This window comes from Erwinia tasmaniensis Et1/99 (genome assembly GCF_000026185.1).
Lineage (GTDB): Bacteria > Pseudomonadota > Gammaproteobacteria > Enterobacterales > Enterobacteriaceae > Erwinia > Erwinia tasmaniensis.
The window spans coordinates 2695752-2710784 of the sequence record NC_010694.1 but is presented as its reverse complement, the minus strand read 5'-3'; the positions used below and the strand labels follow the sequence as shown (position 1 = coordinate 2710784).

Annotated in this window: 17 protein-coding genes and 1 tRNA gene; 11 read left to right on the top strand and 7 right to left on the bottom strand. The window is 52.2% G+C overall.

Features of this window, described 5'->3' with window-relative positions:
• Window positions 1–206: 206 nt before the first annotated feature.
• The gene (locus tag ETA_RS13170; RefSeq protein ID WP_012442112.1) at window positions 207–1409 is read right to left on the bottom strand and encodes a multidrug effflux MFS transporter; all 1203 of its coding nucleotides are present in this window, start codon (window positions 1407–1409) and stop codon (window positions 207–209) included.
• Window positions 1410–2095: 686 nt separating this feature from the next.
• On the opposite strand from ETA_RS13170, the gene ETA_RS20455 reads away from it, so the two are divergent.
• Window positions 2096–2356, top strand: coding sequence for a hypothetical protein (locus ETA_RS20455; protein ID WP_012442111.1), 261 nt, complete (start codon window positions 2096–2098; stop codon window positions 2354–2356).
• 150 nt (window positions 2357–2506) lie between these two features.
• Here the strand turns inward: ETA_RS20455 and ETA_RS19330 are convergent, their stop codons facing one another.
• On the bottom strand, window positions 2507–2770 hold the full coding sequence (locus tag ETA_RS19330) for a hypothetical protein (protein WP_071819180.1): 264 nt from the start codon (window positions 2768–2770) through the stop codon (window positions 2507–2509).
• Between the two features lie 199 nt (window positions 2771–2969).
• Here ETA_RS19330 and ETA_RS13165 point away from each other — a divergent pair, with 199 nt between their 5' ends.
• Window positions 2970–3266: a hypothetical protein gene (locus ETA_RS13165; protein WP_012442110.1), complete on the top strand. Its 297-nt coding sequence runs from the start codon at window positions 2970–2972 to the stop codon at window positions 3264–3266.
• 33 nt (window positions 3267–3299) lie between these two features.
• Here ETA_RS13165 and ETA_RS13160 read toward each other — a convergent pair.
• Window positions 3300–3373, bottom strand: a tRNA-Gly gene (locus ETA_RS13160).
• A 347-nt stretch (window positions 3374–3720) separates the two neighbouring features.
• Between ETA_RS13160 and ymcF the strand changes: the two genes are divergently transcribed.
• On the top strand, window positions 3721–3873 hold the full coding sequence (gene ymcF / locus ETA_RS20755; protein WP_456236301.1) for a cold shock small protein YmcF: 153 nt from the start codon (window positions 3721–3723) through the stop codon (window positions 3871–3873).
• Between the two features lie 61 nt (window positions 3874–3934).
• Here ymcF and ETA_RS20010 read toward each other — a convergent pair whose 3' ends face one another.
• Window positions 3935–4033, bottom strand: a complete 99-nt coding sequence (locus ETA_RS20010; RefSeq protein WP_231853282.1) for a YoaK family small membrane protein — start codon at window positions 4031–4033, stop codon at window positions 3935–3937.
• Window positions 4034–4303: 270 nt separating this feature from the next.
• On the opposite strand from ETA_RS20010, the gene ETA_RS13155 reads away from it, so the two are divergent.
• The 8 genes from ETA_RS13155 to ETA_RS13120 all read left to right on the top strand — a co-directional run bounded on the left by ETA_RS13155 (window position 4304) and on the right by ETA_RS13120 (window position 12023).
• Window positions 4304–4735: an OsmC family protein gene (locus tag ETA_RS13155; protein WP_012442109.1), complete on the top strand. Its 432-nt coding sequence runs from the start codon at window positions 4304–4306 to the stop codon at window positions 4733–4735.
• Between the two features lie 171 nt (window positions 4736–4906).
• On the top strand, window positions 4907–5326 hold the full coding sequence (locus tag ETA_RS13150; RefSeq protein ID WP_042959041.1) for an RcnB family protein: 420 nt from the start codon (window positions 4907–4909) through the stop codon (window positions 5324–5326).
• A 262-nt stretch (window positions 5327–5588) separates the two neighbouring features.
• The gene (locus ETA_RS13145) at window positions 5589–5945 is read left to right on the top strand and encodes a hypothetical protein (protein WP_012442107.1); all 357 of its coding nucleotides are present in this window, start codon (window positions 5589–5591) and stop codon (window positions 5943–5945) included.
• A 109-nt stretch (window positions 5946–6054) separates the two neighbouring features.
• Window positions 6055–6957, top strand: a complete 903-nt coding sequence (locus ETA_RS13140) for a homocysteine S-methyltransferase family protein (protein WP_012442106.1) — start codon at window positions 6055–6057, stop codon at window positions 6955–6957.
• 57 nt (window positions 6958–7014) lie between these two features.
• Window positions 7015–8559: an ABC transporter substrate-binding protein gene (locus tag ETA_RS13135; RefSeq protein ID WP_012442105.1), complete on the top strand. Its 1545-nt coding sequence runs from the start codon at window positions 7015–7017 to the stop codon at window positions 8557–8559.
• 6 nt (window positions 8560–8565) lie between these two features.
• The gene (locus tag ETA_RS13130) at window positions 8566–9555 is read left to right on the top strand and encodes an ABC transporter permease (RefSeq protein WP_012442104.1); all 990 of its coding nucleotides are present in this window, start codon (window positions 8566–8568) and stop codon (window positions 9553–9555) included.
• Window positions 9556–9623: 68 nt separating this feature from the next.
• Entirely contained in the window at window positions 9624–10433 is an 810-nt protein-coding gene (locus tag ETA_RS13125; protein ID WP_012442103.1) for an ABC transporter permease, read from the top strand.
• A 3-nt stretch (window positions 10434–10436) separates the two neighbouring features.
• Window positions 10437–12023, top strand: coding sequence for an ABC transporter ATP-binding protein (locus ETA_RS13120; protein WP_012442102.1), 1587 nt, complete (start codon window positions 10437–10439; stop codon window positions 12021–12023).
• 443 nt (window positions 12024–12466) lie between these two features.
• Here the strand turns inward: ETA_RS13120 and ETA_RS20450 are convergent, their stop codons facing one another.
• From ETA_RS20450 to ETA_RS13110, 3 genes are all read right to left on the bottom strand, one after another.
• Window positions 12467–12649: a hypothetical protein gene (locus ETA_RS20450; protein WP_231853281.1), complete on the bottom strand. Its 183-nt coding sequence runs from the start codon at window positions 12647–12649 to the stop codon at window positions 12467–12469.
• 926 nt (window positions 12650–13575) lie between these two features.
• On the bottom strand, window positions 13576–14352 hold the full coding sequence (locus ETA_RS13115) for an SDR family NAD(P)-dependent oxidoreductase (RefSeq protein WP_012442101.1): 777 nt from the start codon (window positions 14350–14352) through the stop codon (window positions 13576–13578).
• Window positions 14353–14408: 56 nt separating this feature from the next.
• On the bottom strand, window positions 14409–14816 hold the full coding sequence (locus ETA_RS13110) for a hypothetical protein (protein ID WP_049778757.1): 408 nt from the start codon (window positions 14814–14816) through the stop codon (window positions 14409–14411).
• Window positions 14817–15033: the final 217 nt, after the last annotated feature.

Sequence of the window (15033 nt, the reverse complement as noted above, 5' to 3'; positions counted from 1 at the left end):
TCACGAATAAGAACAATCAGTCTCGTATCGACGCCAGCCGACGTTTGCCTTGCGTAGCGCGGAGCCGGCTGCGTTAGGTCAAAAACCTGAACAGAACTTATTCGGTTGCACATCTAAGACTAACGACGTCGCGAAGAAAGATCATCACGCCTATGAAATAGCCTTTATGAATGGAATTCATAAATATTAACAGGAGCATGCGATCGTTATTTTTCAACCTGAATGGTAAGTGCTATCACGGCGCTGGCTGCCGTAAACGCCATAATAATCCAACTCATTGTCCATGGCGTACCGTCACCAAATAGTGCCAGGAGCAACGATGAAATGATGCCGCTACCGTATTGCAATGCTCCCATTAACGCCGATGCTGAGCCTGCAGCGTTCGGTACTGCGTCTAGCGCGCACGCTGTGGAAGTTGCCGCGATGATGCCATTCATAGAGAAGAAAACAAAAACGGCCCCCACAATGACGCCAATTCCACCAACGCCCAGTCCGGTTGTCACAGCCAGTACGATTGCGGCAAGGGCAGCGATGAAAACTGCAACCTTCAATAATGCTTCTAAAGGATAGCGATGAACCAGACGCTTGTTGACCATGCTTACAGCCATCAATCCCACAATGTTTACTGCAAACAGCCAACCGTAATGCTGCGGGTCAACACCAAAATACGTGATGTACACAGCCGGTGAGCCGGTGATAAAGGCATAGGCGGCAACGTAGTAAAAGGTCAGGCAGAGCGTAAAACGCATGTATTTAACGTTGGTCAGTAATGCGTAATAGTGACTAAAGGCGCTGGATATAGGGGCTTGCGAACGTTTGTTAACATCTAATGTTTCCGGTAGCCAGAATAACGACATCAGCATGAGTGAACCGATAATCGCCAAAAGCCAGAAAATGGCGTGCCACGAGGTGACTTTGATCATTTGCCCGCCAATCAGCGGCCCCGCTATCGGTGCGATTGCCATGATGATGATCAGTGTCGAAAACATCTGCGTTGCACGAGTACGGCTAAACAAATCGCGGATCATCGCACGTGCCACCATTGGGCCGGTACAGGCACCCAAAGCCTGAAAAACGCGCCAGAAGACGATTTGCACGATATCCGTTGATAGCGCACAACCGACTGAGCCTGTCACGAATAAACCCATTCCGATGAACAGCGGCAGACGTCGCCCGACGCGATCGCTAATCGGTCCCCATATCAGCTGTGCAATACAAAAGCCGAGTAAGAAACCGGTGATTGTGAGTTCTGCATCGCCATGTAAATCTTTCGCCATAACGGGCATGGACGGAAGATAGATATCGGTTGATAAGGAAGTGACGGCCATTAACGCACTGAGAATAAGTACAAATGTGAGACCGGTTTGTTTAGCCGTAACTGACTGCGTTCGACCCTGTAGGTTAAGCATAGCGATCCGTCTGGATATAGTGAGATAGGCCTATGCTAACGGATCCGAGCTTGTTGATAATGACAGGAGGGGAATAGGGACTATGAGCGGTATTCATTAGTCGTGTTCTGACCTAAGGAAACAGGCCGTGCTCGAAGTCAGCGATATCTCCTTCATCCGAAAACGGTCCCCGTAAAAAAGGGAGTAAAAAATCGAAAGCGTGACCGACGCGAGGCAGTTTTCATCCTGTTTCAAAACGGTTGTGCAGACGATCTGCCCCTTCTGAACCGACTCCTTGCGGCCAGCAGCTTGGCGGTGGGAGGATACAGGTATGACCCTCACTTATCATAGAGAGCGTTTCTGTATTGTGCCGTAGGCCTGTTTACTGGCAGCCGGGATAGCGGTTGATTCAAGTGAAGCTGGATATTTATCGGGCAGAGATGTCGCCCGCTAGTCCAGTTGACGTTGGCCCGCCATTCGTATCTCGCAGACGCGCCTTATTTTTTAAACTTTATCATGGCGGGGGGAGCTTGCTAAACATATAATCGATGACGTCAATTACTTCCGTTATTGGCTTATTTTTCTCTCTCCGTGTTATACAAGCTCACTCGTCACGATATACGCCAGGCTTTAGTAAAGGTTTCTCCTATCCCAGTGAGTATTAACAACGTTTTGTATCTGGGGGGCCGCTAGAAAATAATCGTAGCATGACAACATATCGCGTAAGAGTCGGGTTTCATAACCCTTCAGCCCTGACATTCAAGCAGCTTAATGAGATTTTTGAGCCGCAACATTTCTGTCGGACAGATCCTTGCGGCGGAAAATTCCGTTATTTTATGGAGTATCATTATGAAACGGAGGCGAAGGATCTCTGTTCCGTATGCAGTCTGGCCTACTCACAGGCCTGTAAGGTAAAAAAATGCCCGCTAGTTCTGGTAGAAATCATGAACGAAACGGAAAATCATTAGCGCCCTGAATATTGAGAGTGAGATGGCGGATGACCGGTTTAATCCCCCGCAGAGGCGAGCCATAGCGCGCGTTACCTCAATATTTAGCCCCTTCCTTTTAGTGGACATGTTCAACTAAAGGAAGGGGCCATTCCGTTCATCGCTCTATATTTATTGATGGGCAGTCAAAGGGAGTCTGAAATCGCTCCCCTCGTTAATCAAACCTACGGTGCGTAAATGGCGGTTACAGATGAACCAAATTTCATCACGGTCGTTAGAAAGAATATAGTAGGCATCAGATGTTTCTGATGGATTGAAGCAACCTAATACGCGGTAGGCCGTGTGAATACTGAAACCACTCTGTAAAGGAAGTGGACGCGGGCCATTTTCCATTTCATGCACTTTCAGATATAAACCCTGCTCGAGCCACAACATAGACCACCTGTCATCAGTATGATAAGCGGTTATTATAGCTAATGCTGTCCATTCCGCCCGCACGGGTAATCATGTCCGGCCGGTGAACGTGGTGGCATAGTTAAAGTCATCACCGATAGCGCCAGGATAATCGCTATTTGAGTGGTTTATAAGGTAGTTTAGTCAGCTTCGGATCGACGAAACGGCAGAGAAGTTTACTATGAGAAGAATAGTGTTAACGTGGCTGGCATGGGCGATGTTAAGCGCGTGTACGGCATCGGTGGGGCAGAATTTTGATGACGCCAAGCTGGCCCAGATAAAAAGTGACGTCACGACAAAGCAGGATCTGATCGCCTTATTCGGTCAGCCGTCTTCTGAAACGCCTTTTCCGCAGGGGCAAAGTATTATGATGTGGACATGGAGCCAGGCGAAAACGATGAGTACCACAAAGGGAAGAACGCTGACCATCAGGCTACATAATGGCAAGGTAAAAAGTTACGCGGCAAGTCAAAGCTGAGCGGATCGTTTGGAGGGAGGGCTTCAGTCTTGTTGGAGCGGCCAGCGGGAATCGAACCCGCGTCATCAGCTTGGGAAGCTGAGGTAATACCATTATACGATGGCCGCATTGCGTGGCGCAGTGTAACACAGTTAATAAAAATGATTGGACTTTGCTAGCGCTAATTCGCCCATACCGCCCGCAATTATTTTTGACCAGGGCACGGTAGCTTCGCTACCGCACTACTTTCCCGATATGCTAAATGCTTGCCTGGTGCAACCCGCTCAGACAGGAAAGAGGTTGGTGGCCCGTTCCGGGCGGCTTTACGAGGTCACAGGCAGGGCAGAGAACATCCGGCTACCGTCATGACCGTAAGCCACGCTGTGCGGCGCGAGTAGCTCAGCGTGAATAATTCTGACAGAATGTGAAAATCGTGTTAACTTGATTTTTCGAATTATAAAAAGTAAGCAGGTTTATTATCCAAAATATCAAATATCAGTGTCCGTCTTGTAACGGATGCCAGTACCGCTTTTCAGTCTTCAACATCACTGCCAAAAATCCTCACGGTGCCAACTGCATTTTCTGTAAAGCCCAAATGATGGTTAGCTATAAGGCCTTTGCCAGCTGATAATCCATTGCCGTCGGCCAATGCCGATGGTAGTTATCCGCCCTCCGCCAGTACCACTCTCTCAGCCACCGGGCATCGCCGCGCCAGAGGCGATAAACCAGATCAAAAACGTCATCGCAGCCAGAAAAATCACCACTGGAGCAATCGCTCTTTTATTCACACTATATACCTTGTCATTACAATAAACCGGAAGCGCGAAGTGTAACATACACTGCCGATTGCCTGACAGGTGACAGAGTGCTCAGGCAACGTATCGTGGAAAATAATAGCGCAAACATTTATCGACAGGGCTCCCTGATGGCGATAGGCATATTCCGCTCGCTACACCGGGTGGATTTCATTGGTGCCGGGCTTTTTTCGATGACTTAAAAGGCGCGCTCCGTCACAGCGTCTATACTTGCAGCTGATGTAAAACAACCGGAGAACAACAATGACCATTCATAAGAAAGGACAGGCACACTGGGAAGGCAATATTAAGCAGGGTAAAGGCACGGTTTCCACCGAAAGCGGTGCGCTCAGCCAGCAGCCCTATGGATTTAATACCCGTTTCGAAGGCAAGCCGGGTACCAATCCTGAAGAACTCATTGGCGCCGCACACGCCTCCTGTTTCTCGATGGCGCTTTCACTTATGTTGGGCGATGCCGGATATACGCCGGAAAGTATCGATACCACGGCCGATGTCTCACTGGATAAGGTGGACGGTGGTTTTGCCATTACTAACGTCGCGCTGCAAAGCAAGGTGAAGCTGCCGGGGATTGATACATCCACCTTTGATGGCATCATCCAGCAGGCAAAAGCGGGGTGCCCAATATCTAAACTGCTTAATACCGAAATTACCCTCGACTACCAGCTGGAAAACTAATCCTCGTCCGGGGAGATGAGGCAACGTATCGGGTAAGCAAACCGTTAAGACTGTGAAAAAAACGCGTTAATTTCCCTGCTTTCGGACTTGAAGAGATAGGGAATGATTGTGCTATCCCCGATAGTGGTCTTGCGGCAGCCAGAAGGCCGTGGGCTAAATGAGGATTTCACGATGAAAAAAATAATGCGGGCAGCCATGATTGGCGTTTTCACAGTAAGCAGTTTGTTTATTAACCTGTCTTATGCGCAAGGCCCCGGTGATGGCCCGGACTGGTCGAGGCACCAGCAGCAGGACAGACAGGATGACCGTGGTGGCGATCGCCACTTCCACGGTCACGGGCATGATGATCGGGGAGACCGCGGTGAGCGTAATCATTTCACCTGGCGAGGCGATGATTTTCGCCGTGGGCATCCGGCTCCCCCGCGCTATCGCGGCAACGACTACCGTGTTTACGACTGGCGCGAACGCGGGCTGGACATGCCTCCCCGCGGTGCGCACTGGGCTTACGTTGACGGCAACTATGTGCTGATAGCGGCGGCCACCGGAGTGATCACCGCTATCATCATCGGCAACCTGTTAGGTCAGCACTAAACTCTCTCCCGCCGGTGGCTTCCGCTGCCGGCGTTTTTTTATTTTCCTCAATCCCAGAATCACGCCGAGTAGCTCGACTTACTCGTTCAATTATCATTACTTTCAGCGAGTTAGTTTTCACGTCGTTACATTCCATTTCTTCGGCACAGGCCGAAGAATTTCGCCTGTGTCTGGCTTGTTCATTCCTCATCCTCTCAATTATGATTACCCACGTCGGATCGCATAATTAGTGTGCAAACGTAAACCTGACTAAGGACGGAACATGGAAAGTCGCATGGATAAACTGGAAGGGCATCTTGGCCTGTTACAGACCGATGTCGGCATGTTAAAAACGGACGTAGGGGGGCTCAAAATTGATGTTGACCGCTTGAAAGACGATGTCGGCACGTTGAAAGACGACGTGGGTAAGCTGAAGGATGATGTCGGCATCCTGAAGATTGATCTGGGGGTAATCAAGTCTAACTATGCGACCAAAGAGGATTTCTTCCGGCTTGAAGGTAAAATGGAGAGCCTGCGTAGCGAGCTTCACCAGTCTTTGGCCGCACAAACCAAGTGGTTTGCCACTTCGCAGCTCGGGCTGCTTGCGCTGGGTCTTGGGCTGGCGAAACTCCTTTTCTGAAAACCGGCGTGCCAAACTATCCTGCATTAATCCTTATGGACGTCTGGACATGTAGCCATCAACTTATGTAGCATGGCGACATCAGACTTTTCTTTACGGGAGCAGACCAATGACGCAGCAGATTAAGATCCTGGATGGGGGAATGGGGCGTGAACTGGCCAGAGTGGGGGCCCCCTTCCGCCAGCCTGAGTGGTCTGCACTGGCTCTGTATGAGGCTCCACAACGGGTACGGGAAGTTCACGATAGCTTTATTTCCGCCGGGGCCGACATCATTACCACCAACAGCTATGCCATCGTTCCCTTCCATATCGGTGAAGCGCGTTTTAAAGCGGATGCTGAGCGCCTGTCTACTCTGGCAGGTCAGTTGGCGCGTCAGGCTGCTGAAGCTGCCGCACATCCGGTGCAGGTGGCGGGCAGTTTGCCACCGGCTTTGGGCTCGTATCGACCAGATCTGTTTGATGCCAGAGAGGCGCTGAAAATCTATCAGATTCAGGTGGCGGCGCTGGCTCCTTACGTTGATATTTGGCTCGGGGAAACGATCAGCTCCCTGGCTGAAGTGCAGGCAATCCACCAGGCGGTAGTAAACCAGCCTCATCCTTTATGGCTGTCGTTCAGCCTGCATGATGATCCTGACCAGACGCGACAAAACAGCACCCTGCGTTCGGGTGAAAGTGTTTCTGATGCCGTTGCGCTGGCGGTGGAGAAAGGCGCGGCCACTATTCTGTTTAACTGTAGCAGTCCGGAAGTGATGCTCTCAGCGGTGCAGCAGGCTGCGGCCACCTTGGGTCGCCTGGGCTCCAGTGCTGGCATTGGCGTTTACGCCAATGCCTTTGAGCAAGGCAGCAACGAGGGGGGGGCCAACGAAGGGCTGAGCGGTATCCGTCAGGATACCCATCCAGAAGGGTATTTAGGCTGGGCGCAGGAGTGGGTGGCGGCAGGAGCCACTCTGATAGGCGGCTGTTGTGGCATTGGCCCCGAACATATCCAGCGTCTGGCAAGCGCGCTGAAATAAATATCCTTTACTCAACCGCGCCGCGGAAAAAAAATAAAAACCAGGAAACACAACATCATGAATCGTCGCAACTTTATCAAAACTACCGGTGCCTTTTCGGTTGCTGCTGCCTGCGGCGGCTGGCCTTTATCCTCGCTCTGGGCAGCTGAAGCTGCACCGGAGACCGCTAAAAAGGGCGGTCACCTGATCGTTGGCATCGATAATGCGTCCAGTACCGACCGCCTGGACCCGGCGTTCTGGTTTGAATCCTATATGTATTTCGTTGGTTCGCAGCTGTTTAACTGTCTGGTCGAGGTTGATGAGCAGGGAAAAATTATCCCCTCACTGGCGGAAAGCTGGGAAGCTCATGACGGCAGTAAAACCTGGATTGTGAATATCCGTCAGGGCGTACAGTTTCATGATGGCCGCACCTTAAGTGCGAAAGATGTGGTTTATTCGCTTAATCATCATCGCGACGAAAAATCCAGTTCTTCTGTCAAAGGCTACCTGGAGCCGGTGATATCTCTTGAAGCCGCCACGGCAAATCAGGTGGTCATCAAGCTGAAAGAGCCAAATGTAGAGTTTATCGCGCTACTCAGTGACGTTCATTTCGCCATTACGGCCGAAAATGAGAGCTTTGATAAAGGCATTGGCACTGGTGCTTTTATTCTTGAAAACTTTAAGCCCGGCGTGCGTACGCTGGTGAAGCGTAATCCTAACCACTGGAACCCGGCTCGTGGTCATGTTGATTCTGTTGAAACGTTGGCGATGAATGATTCCACTGCCCGCGTTGCTGCTCTGGCCAGCGGTTCCGCGCACCTGATTAACCGCGTCAACCCGCGTATTGTCGATCGTCTGAAAAAGATGCCGACCGTTCAGCTGCTGCGTTCACGCGACAGTCAGATCTTTACCTTCCCAGGCCTGGCCAACGCGGCCCCCTTTAATACGCTGGATGGACGCCTGGCGCTAAAATACGCTATTGATCGTCAGCAGATTATCAGCACCGTCCTCAGCGGCTACGGCACCGTGGCCAATGACAATCCGATTTTCCCATCGAGCCCGTACTTTGCTAAAGACATTCCGCAGCGGCCCTATGACCCGGAGAAAGCCAGGTATCACTGGAAGAAAAGTGGCTTTGATGGGCCTCTGGTGCTGTCGGTGGCCGAAGCCGGTTTCCCTGGAGCGGTTGATGCCGGGCAGCTATACCAAAACTCCGCCGCCCGTGCCGGTATTCCGCTGAAGGTCGAGCGCGTGCCGGACGATGCTTTTTGGGATAACGTCTGGATGAAGAAGCCCTTTGTCTCCTCCAACTGGGCGCTGCGCCCAACGGCGGATGCGCTGCTGTCGCTGGTATTTACCAGTAACGCCCCGTGGAATGAGTCACAGTGGAAAGAGCCCGCCTTCGATCTGCTGGTCAAAGCGGCGCGCGCTGAACAGGATGAGCAGAAGCGCCAACAGATTTACCATGATATTCAGGTAATGCTGGTGGAAAAAGGTAGCGAAATCATCCCGCTGTATGCCGATGCGCTGGATGCAGCCAGCAGTAAAATCCGTGGTTTCGTTGCCATTCCGGGCTTTACAATGAGCGGCAACCGCGCGGCGGAAAAAGTGTGGTTTGCATAATCTCCCATGAGTCTATTTTATGCACCTGGAATAAAAGGGCACTTTCCCCTGCTTAAACTGATCGGTCTGCGTCTGCTGGCTGGGCTGGCTATGCTGCTGGTGGTCTCAATGCTGATTTTCATCGGCATTCAGCTGTTGCCGGGCAATGCAGCAACCGCAATTTTGGGGCAAACGGCCACGCCGCAGGCTGTGGCGGCGTTAAATCAACAGCTGGGATTAGATCAGCCAGCGCTAAGCCGTTATATTGCCTGGCTGACTGGCGTATTACAGGGCGATTTCGGGCAAAGTTTCACCAGCCGTGAAGCGATTGCTCCGGTACTGCTCGACCGGCTGGCCAACACACTGTCACTGGCCTTCTTTACCGCGATTGTCGCGGTGCCGCTGGCGCTGGTAATTGGGTTTATCTCCGCACGTTACCACGGCAGCTGGATCGACCGGCTGCTTAACCTGTTTACGCGCGCCGCCGTTTCTTTACCGGAATTCTTCTCCGGCTATCTGCTGATCCTGATTTTCTCCATCACGCTATTCTGGCTGCCCAGCAACAGCAGTATTTCTGACGATATGCCGCTCGGCGACCGACTCCAGGCCGTTGCCCTGCCTTGTATGACGCTGATTCTGGCTATTCTTGGGCACATGAGCAATATGACGCGCGCGGCACTGGTCAGCGCGCAGAACGCCGCCTGGGTCGATACGGCCTTGATGAAAGGGCTGTCGCCTTCCGCGATCCTGTTCCGACATGTGTTGCCTAATGCCTGGGGGCCGATTATCAATGTGATTGTGCTCAACCTGGCATGGCTGATGGTGGGCGTAGTCATTGTCGAAAACGTCTTCGTTTATCCCGGTCTGGGCCAATATATGGTGGACAGCATCAGTAAACGCGATGTCCCGGTGATCCAGGACTGCGCGCTACTGCTGGCAGGTATCTATATTCTGCTGAACCTTCTGGCAGATGTGGTCGCCCTGTTGGCTAACCCGCGTTTGCGTCACGGCCGCTAACCAGCGGCGTGTTTTTTTATCTTGGGGCCTGACACGGGGCGCCGGGATGTTACCAGGAATTGTTGTGGATGTTGAGAGTAAAACTTGCCGTACTCCCCGGCATTATCGGGCTGAGTCTGTTTATTTTAGTGGCGCTGTTTGCCCCGTGGCTGGCCCCCTGGGCACCTGACCAGGTGGTCGGCAGCGCCTGGAGCGAGATGACGCCGCAAAACTGGCTGGGAACGGATAATCTTGGCCGCGACCTGCTTTCCCGGCTGATTTGGGGGACGCGTACCTCGCTGTGCGTCAGCGCACTGGCAACGCTACTGGCTTTTGTCATCGGTATTTTCCTGGGTTTTTTGGCCGGCTACGCCGGTGGATGGGTGGACACGCTGATTTCACGCATCAACGATATTCTGATGGCCATTCCGACCCTCATCCTCGCTTTAGTGATTTTGGCAATGCTGCCGAAAACCATGCCGGTGATTATTGCTGTACTGGGGATTCTGGAGTCAACCCGCGTGCTGCGCGTTGCGCGTTCTCTGGCGCTGGATATTTCGGCCCAGGAGTTTATTGAAGTGGCTCGCCTGCGCGGTGAACGGCTGGGCTGGGTTTTGTGGCGGGAGATCCTGCCGAATGCGTTCACCACGCTGGTCGTGGAGTTCGCCTTACGTTTTATCTTCATTCTGCTGTTTCTGTCGGCGCTTTCGTTCCTGGGGCTGGGGATCCAGCCGCCTACCGCCGACTGGGGGGGGCTGGCGCGGGATAACAAAGACGGCATCCTGTTTGGCGTATGGGCATCTCTCATCCCGGGCGCGGCAATTGCCCTGCTGGCGCTGGCGTTAAACAGCGTGGCCGACTGGCTGTTGAGCCAGCATACCCGTAGCTGGCAGGAGTAGAATATGAGCGAGCAACCGTTGTTAAGCGTGAAAAATCTGCGGGTGACCGCAGGGAGCGCAGTGCTGGTCGATGATGTCTCTTTTGCTCTGCGTAAAGGTGAGGTGCTGGGACTGATAGGCGAGTCCGGCGCGGGGAAATCCACCATAGGTCAGGCCATCCTCGGTCACTGCCGACACGGCATGACGTTGAGCGGAGGGCAGATCCTCTTTTCCGGCGGCGAGCTGACCGCGCTGTCAGAGCGGCAGTGGCGCAAGGTTCGTGGGGCAAAAATTGCCTACGTGGCGCAGTCAGCCAGCGCGGCGTTTAACCCGGCGAAAAAAATCGGTGAGCAGGTGATTGAAAGCGCCGTTCGTCACCGATTGCTGGGACGCCGTGAGGCAATCCGTCGCGCCATTGAGATTTTCTCCCAGCTACGGCTACCGCAGCCGGAGAGCTTCTTCCACCGTTATCCGCATCAGGTTTCCGGCGGTCAGCTACAGCGCGCCATGATTGCTATGGCGATTTGCGCCGGGCCAGAGCTGATCATTTTCGATGAGCCCACCACCGCCCTTGACGTGACCACCCAGCTGGAGGTGTTGAAGGCCATCCAGCAGGTTATCCAACAAACCGGCGTGGCCGCGCTTTATATCAGCCACGATCTGGCGGTTGTTGCCCAGCTCAGTCAACGTATTATGGTGCTGCGCCGTGGGCGACAGGTGGAAACGGGCGCAACGAAGGCGCTGTTGGCCCAGCCGCAGCAGGAATACACCCGCGAACTGCTGCACAGCCACGGCGAACCCCATCAGCCGCGTAGCGTTACGCCGCCGATACTGAAAGCCCAACAGGTCAGCGTTGAGTATCATGGCGATACGGTGCTGCATACGGTTTCTCTGGCCATTGGGCGCGGGCGTACGCTGGCGTTGATCGGGGAGTCCGGCGCGGGAAAATCAACGCTTGGGCGAGCGGTGTGTGGTCTGGTTGCCCCGTCTCATGGAGAAATTCATTTTAACGATCGGCAGCTCCCCCCCGTGCTGCGTCAGCGCACGCGCCAGCAGCTGCAAAGAGTGCAGATGATCCATCAGCATCCCGATACCGCGCTCAATCCGCGTTTAACCATCCGTCTGCAAATTGAGCGGGCGATGGTGTGCCTGACCGAACTCTCCGCGTCACGGCGGCAGACGCGTGTTGATGAACTGCTGGTGAAAGTGGGGCTTTCACCTTTGCTCGCTGACCGCTATCCTCACGCGCTGTCTGGCGGCCAGAAGCAGCGCGTCTGCATTGCCCGCGCGCTGGCGGTGGAGCCGGAACTGATCGTTTGTGATGAGCCAACCTCGGCGCTCGATCCGCTGGTTGGGCGTGAGGTGCTTATCCTGCTGAAAAAAATACAGCAGGAAACCGGCGTTTCCCTGCTGTTTATCACCCACGATCTGCATGTTGTGAAGGCCGTTGCGGACGAAGTTATGGTATTGCGTCATGGCAACGTGGTGCGGCAGGGGGGGCTGGAGCAGGTGTTCAGCGCTCCGCTTGATGATTACACCGCCCGGCTACTGAAATCGGTGCCGCAAATGCGCCCCGGTTGGCTACAGGAAGTCAGTGCTGACGATATATGAAAATAAAGTTCCTCGGAGGCTTTAACAGACTGATAAACCTTAGTTTCTACATCTGATGACCATCCTGGGGCCATGAATCAAACTCCTTTTGGGCTTCCCCTTGCCGTATGGCATTTGACGGACTGTTTGGGGTAGCTTAGAGGGAGTGGGGTAGGCTGGGCCTTAGGGTAAAGTATCTTCACTCAGTTTTATTTTTTTTCGACCTGCTGTAGGAGTGAGATAAAGCTGCCGCTTTAAGCCCCTTTATCAAGGGGGGAGTCGGATGAAATAATGTTACCCGACGGGTTTAATGCAAACTGTCTGAAATACGGCTGTTCACCAACGTCATGATTTGTACCACAGCGTCAAAATAGCTGCCACCGTTGGCAAACATTCAGTTTTATTTATTAGCTCTTTGAGTCAGCGTACCGGGGATGTACCGTCTTCCCCCTGCCATGAGCAAGTCAGCGTATTTTCGCCGCTATGCGGCCAGGCCAGGTTTTGCCTGTCCCCTTCCAGGTAATACTGCCCTCTGTCAGCCACTCAATAATGTCAACGCGTTGTGAATTTCTATCCTTCAGCTGAATTTCCGTTTTTTCACCCAGCACAACATCGACAAGATCGATTGGCTGGCGGATGAGACTCAACCGGGAGGCATTATCACTTAGTTGACTAATATCAGTAGGATGGTTGCTGCCAGCTTGGTCAATTCACTCTGGGATCCCATGCTTTTCATCTGTTCATTAGTTATGCCGGTATAATTGCAGATCAAACTAATGATTTTCTTGCATGATGATAAAGGCGAGAAATGAGTAATTTTAGAGCAATTTGTCAGCCCTGTTTGTTTCAGGTTTGGAGCTGTATTAACGCCTTCAATATTCGTCAATGCCTCGCAGTAAGATCAATTAATACGGCCAGGTTGGGAAGGTTAGTTGTTTTACTGAAAAAGGTGAGTGAATAGCTTGAGCCCAGGAAAAGCTACTGGAGTGAGGATAAGTCACTCAGCTTAATCATCTCCTCCATATGAATATCAGGATTAGAGAAAAGCCAGGGCGATAGAAATTGTCGAGACTTTCAACGGCTCCAAAGACGAACTGTTATTCTCAGGCAATGTCAGGATTTACAGGTTACTGGTATACCCCAGGCCAGATAGGTCGGTCATGTCTTTCCTCTCGGCCCGGAGAATCGTCAATTCCAGTATATCTCCATTAGTCACTTTTTCATTGTTTCCTAAATTTAATTTCTCCTTGATGATAGCTCCATGATGTTTATCATTGAATTCGATATTCTATTCTAGGTTTAAAAGGTAAGCAGCGTTTTTAGTATAGTCTGAAATGAAAAGTTCTTTATCTATTATGATGTATTCATTTCTTGAATGAGATGTGAGTTTTCCTTCCGTTAAAAATATAAGAGGCAAGGTGATTGGAGTAATGGATGTATTTAAATTAACTCATCATACTCTATTCATAACGAGTTAATTTTTCATTTTATATTTTATCAAATAGATGTCTCTGCCATGAAATACGATTATTAGAAAGAGGATCTTGGCACCGCGAGCGGCGGTGCCCGACGATCAGAATGGCGTTTCTACCACACCGCCGTCTACGCGTAGCGCCGCGCCAGAGGTGGCAGAAGAGAGCGGAGAGCAGACGTAGATCACCATGTTACTGACTTCCTCAACGCTGGCGGCGCGTTGGATCACCGAGGTGGGGCGGTTGGCTTTGACAAACTCAACCCCGAGATCTTCCAGCTTAGCTCCTTCCGCAAGCTGCTGTTTGTGGGTATCGGCAAAGCCGTCAGAGAGTGTTGGTCCCGGTAGTACGGCATTCACCGTTACGCCGGTTCCCGCTGCGGCTTTCGCCAGGCCGCGTGATAGCGCCAGCAGGGCGGTTTTACTCACGCCGTAATGGATCATATCTGCCGGAATATTGATGGCAGATTCGGAAGAGAGAAACACCACGCGCCCCCAGGCGGATTTGATCATCTGCGGCATATACGCGCGGCTGAGCCGCACTCCAGACATCACATTGACGTCCCAGATTTTTTGCCACAGCTCATCATCCGTTTCAAAGAAGTCGCCGCCGGGAAAGATACCCACGTTATTCACCAGGATATCGCACTGCGGCTCTGCTTTCAGCAAGGCTTTACAACCGGCATCCGTTGCCAGGTCAAATGCGTAACCGCGCGCATCGCCACCGAGTTCTGTAATTAGCCCATCAACCTGCTGCTGGCTACGCCCGGTTATTATCACCGTTGCACCGGCTGCGGCCAGCCCCTGTGCGATGCCTTTACCGATACCTTTGGTTGATCCAGTTACGATGGCCGTTTTGCCATGAAGATCGATCTGCATTTTTTTCTCCTGTTTTGACTTGAGCAGGATAAGTGTAGACAGGATCTGACTGCGGATTATCTCAAAGGGGAAAGTAACCGGTGCTGGTCAGAGCCGCTTGCTGAAAGTACGGGGCAGAGGAAAGTAATAGCCTGGTCGCCGGGTGCGTTAATGATGCTGAAACGGCGACTGGAAATACGTTGTGCCAGCCAGCCATCGCGGGTGACCGCCGAAGGGACATATCGCTGGGGGTCGTTAGAATGTAAGGGGCCGCTGTCGAGTTTCAGTGGCGGCATGAAAACGGTAAAGGAACTGAAGCGGTCAATCACACTTCCCTGTAGTGTTCCCAGGGGCTGGCCACTCAATGTCTTAACCTCGCCGATACATTTTTCCCCCCGTTGTTCGGAGGAACAGCCGTTAAGGACTAACGTCAGAACGGCCAAGAGTAGCCGCTGAACGACGGCATGAGAGAGGCCATATAGCATTGGCCGATGTCCTGAGCAGCGCATAGAACGTCCTGTTAGATTTAATTCCATCGAGTATAGCGTATTGTCATCATGCCATTTGGTGACCGCGTGTGAATACCTGTCCCCAATGTTTTCATGGATATAACAGTAACTGAATCAATTCAGCAAAATCGTTAACACGAGTTCGCAAGCTCATTAATGAGTGCTACAATCGCCAGCATATTGAGATCTCCAT

Bases quoted from the DNA above. Each gene is read 5' to 3' on its own strand.
- ETA_RS13130 (WP_012442104.1), top strand. From the start codon at position 8,566: ATGAGTCTATTTTATGCACCTGGAATAAAAGGGCACTTTCCCCTGCTT.
- ETA_RS19330 (WP_071819180.1), bottom strand. From the start codon at position 2,770: ATGTTGTGGCTCGAGCAGGGTTTATATCTGAAAGTGCATGAAATGGAA.
- ETA_RS13150 (WP_042959041.1), top strand. From the start codon at position 4,907: ATGAAAAAAATAATGCGGGCAGCCATGATTGGCGTTTTCACAGTAAGC.
- ETA_RS13155 (WP_012442109.1), top strand. From the start codon at position 4,304: ATGACCATTCATAAGAAAGGACAGGCACACTGGGAAGGCAATATTAAG.
- ETA_RS13125 (WP_012442103.1), top strand. From the start codon at position 9,624: ATGTTGAGAGTAAAACTTGCCGTACTCCCCGGCATTATCGGGCTGAGT.
- ETA_RS13145 (WP_012442107.1), top strand. From the start codon at position 5,589: ATGGAAAGTCGCATGGATAAACTGGAAGGGCATCTTGGCCTGTTACAG.
- ETA_RS13140 (WP_012442106.1), top strand. From the start codon at position 6,055: ATGACGCAGCAGATTAAGATCCTGGATGGGGGAATGGGGCGTGAACTG.
- ETA_RS13170 (WP_012442112.1), bottom strand. From the start codon at position 1,409: ATGCTTAACCTACAGGGTCGAACGCAGTCAGTTACGGCTAAACAAACC.
- ETA_RS13165 (WP_012442110.1), top strand. From the start codon at position 2,970: ATGAGAAGAATAGTGTTAACGTGGCTGGCATGGGCGATGTTAAGCGCG.
- ETA_RS13115 (WP_012442101.1), bottom strand. From the start codon at position 14,352: ATGCAGATCGATCTTCATGGCAAAACGGCCATCGTAACTGGATCAACC.
- ETA_RS20455 (WP_012442111.1), top strand. From the start codon at position 2,096: ATGACAACATATCGCGTAAGAGTCGGGTTTCATAACCCTTCAGCCCTG.
- ETA_RS13120 (WP_012442102.1), top strand. From the start codon at position 10,437: ATGAGCGAGCAACCGTTGTTAAGCGTGAAAAATCTGCGGGTGACCGCA.
- ETA_RS13135 (WP_012442105.1), top strand. From the start codon at position 7,015: ATGAATCGTCGCAACTTTATCAAAACTACCGGTGCCTTTTCGGTTGCT.
- ETA_RS13110 (WP_049778757.1), bottom strand. From the start codon at position 14,816: ATGCTATATGGCCTCTCTCATGCCGTCGTTCAGCGGCTACTCTTGGCC.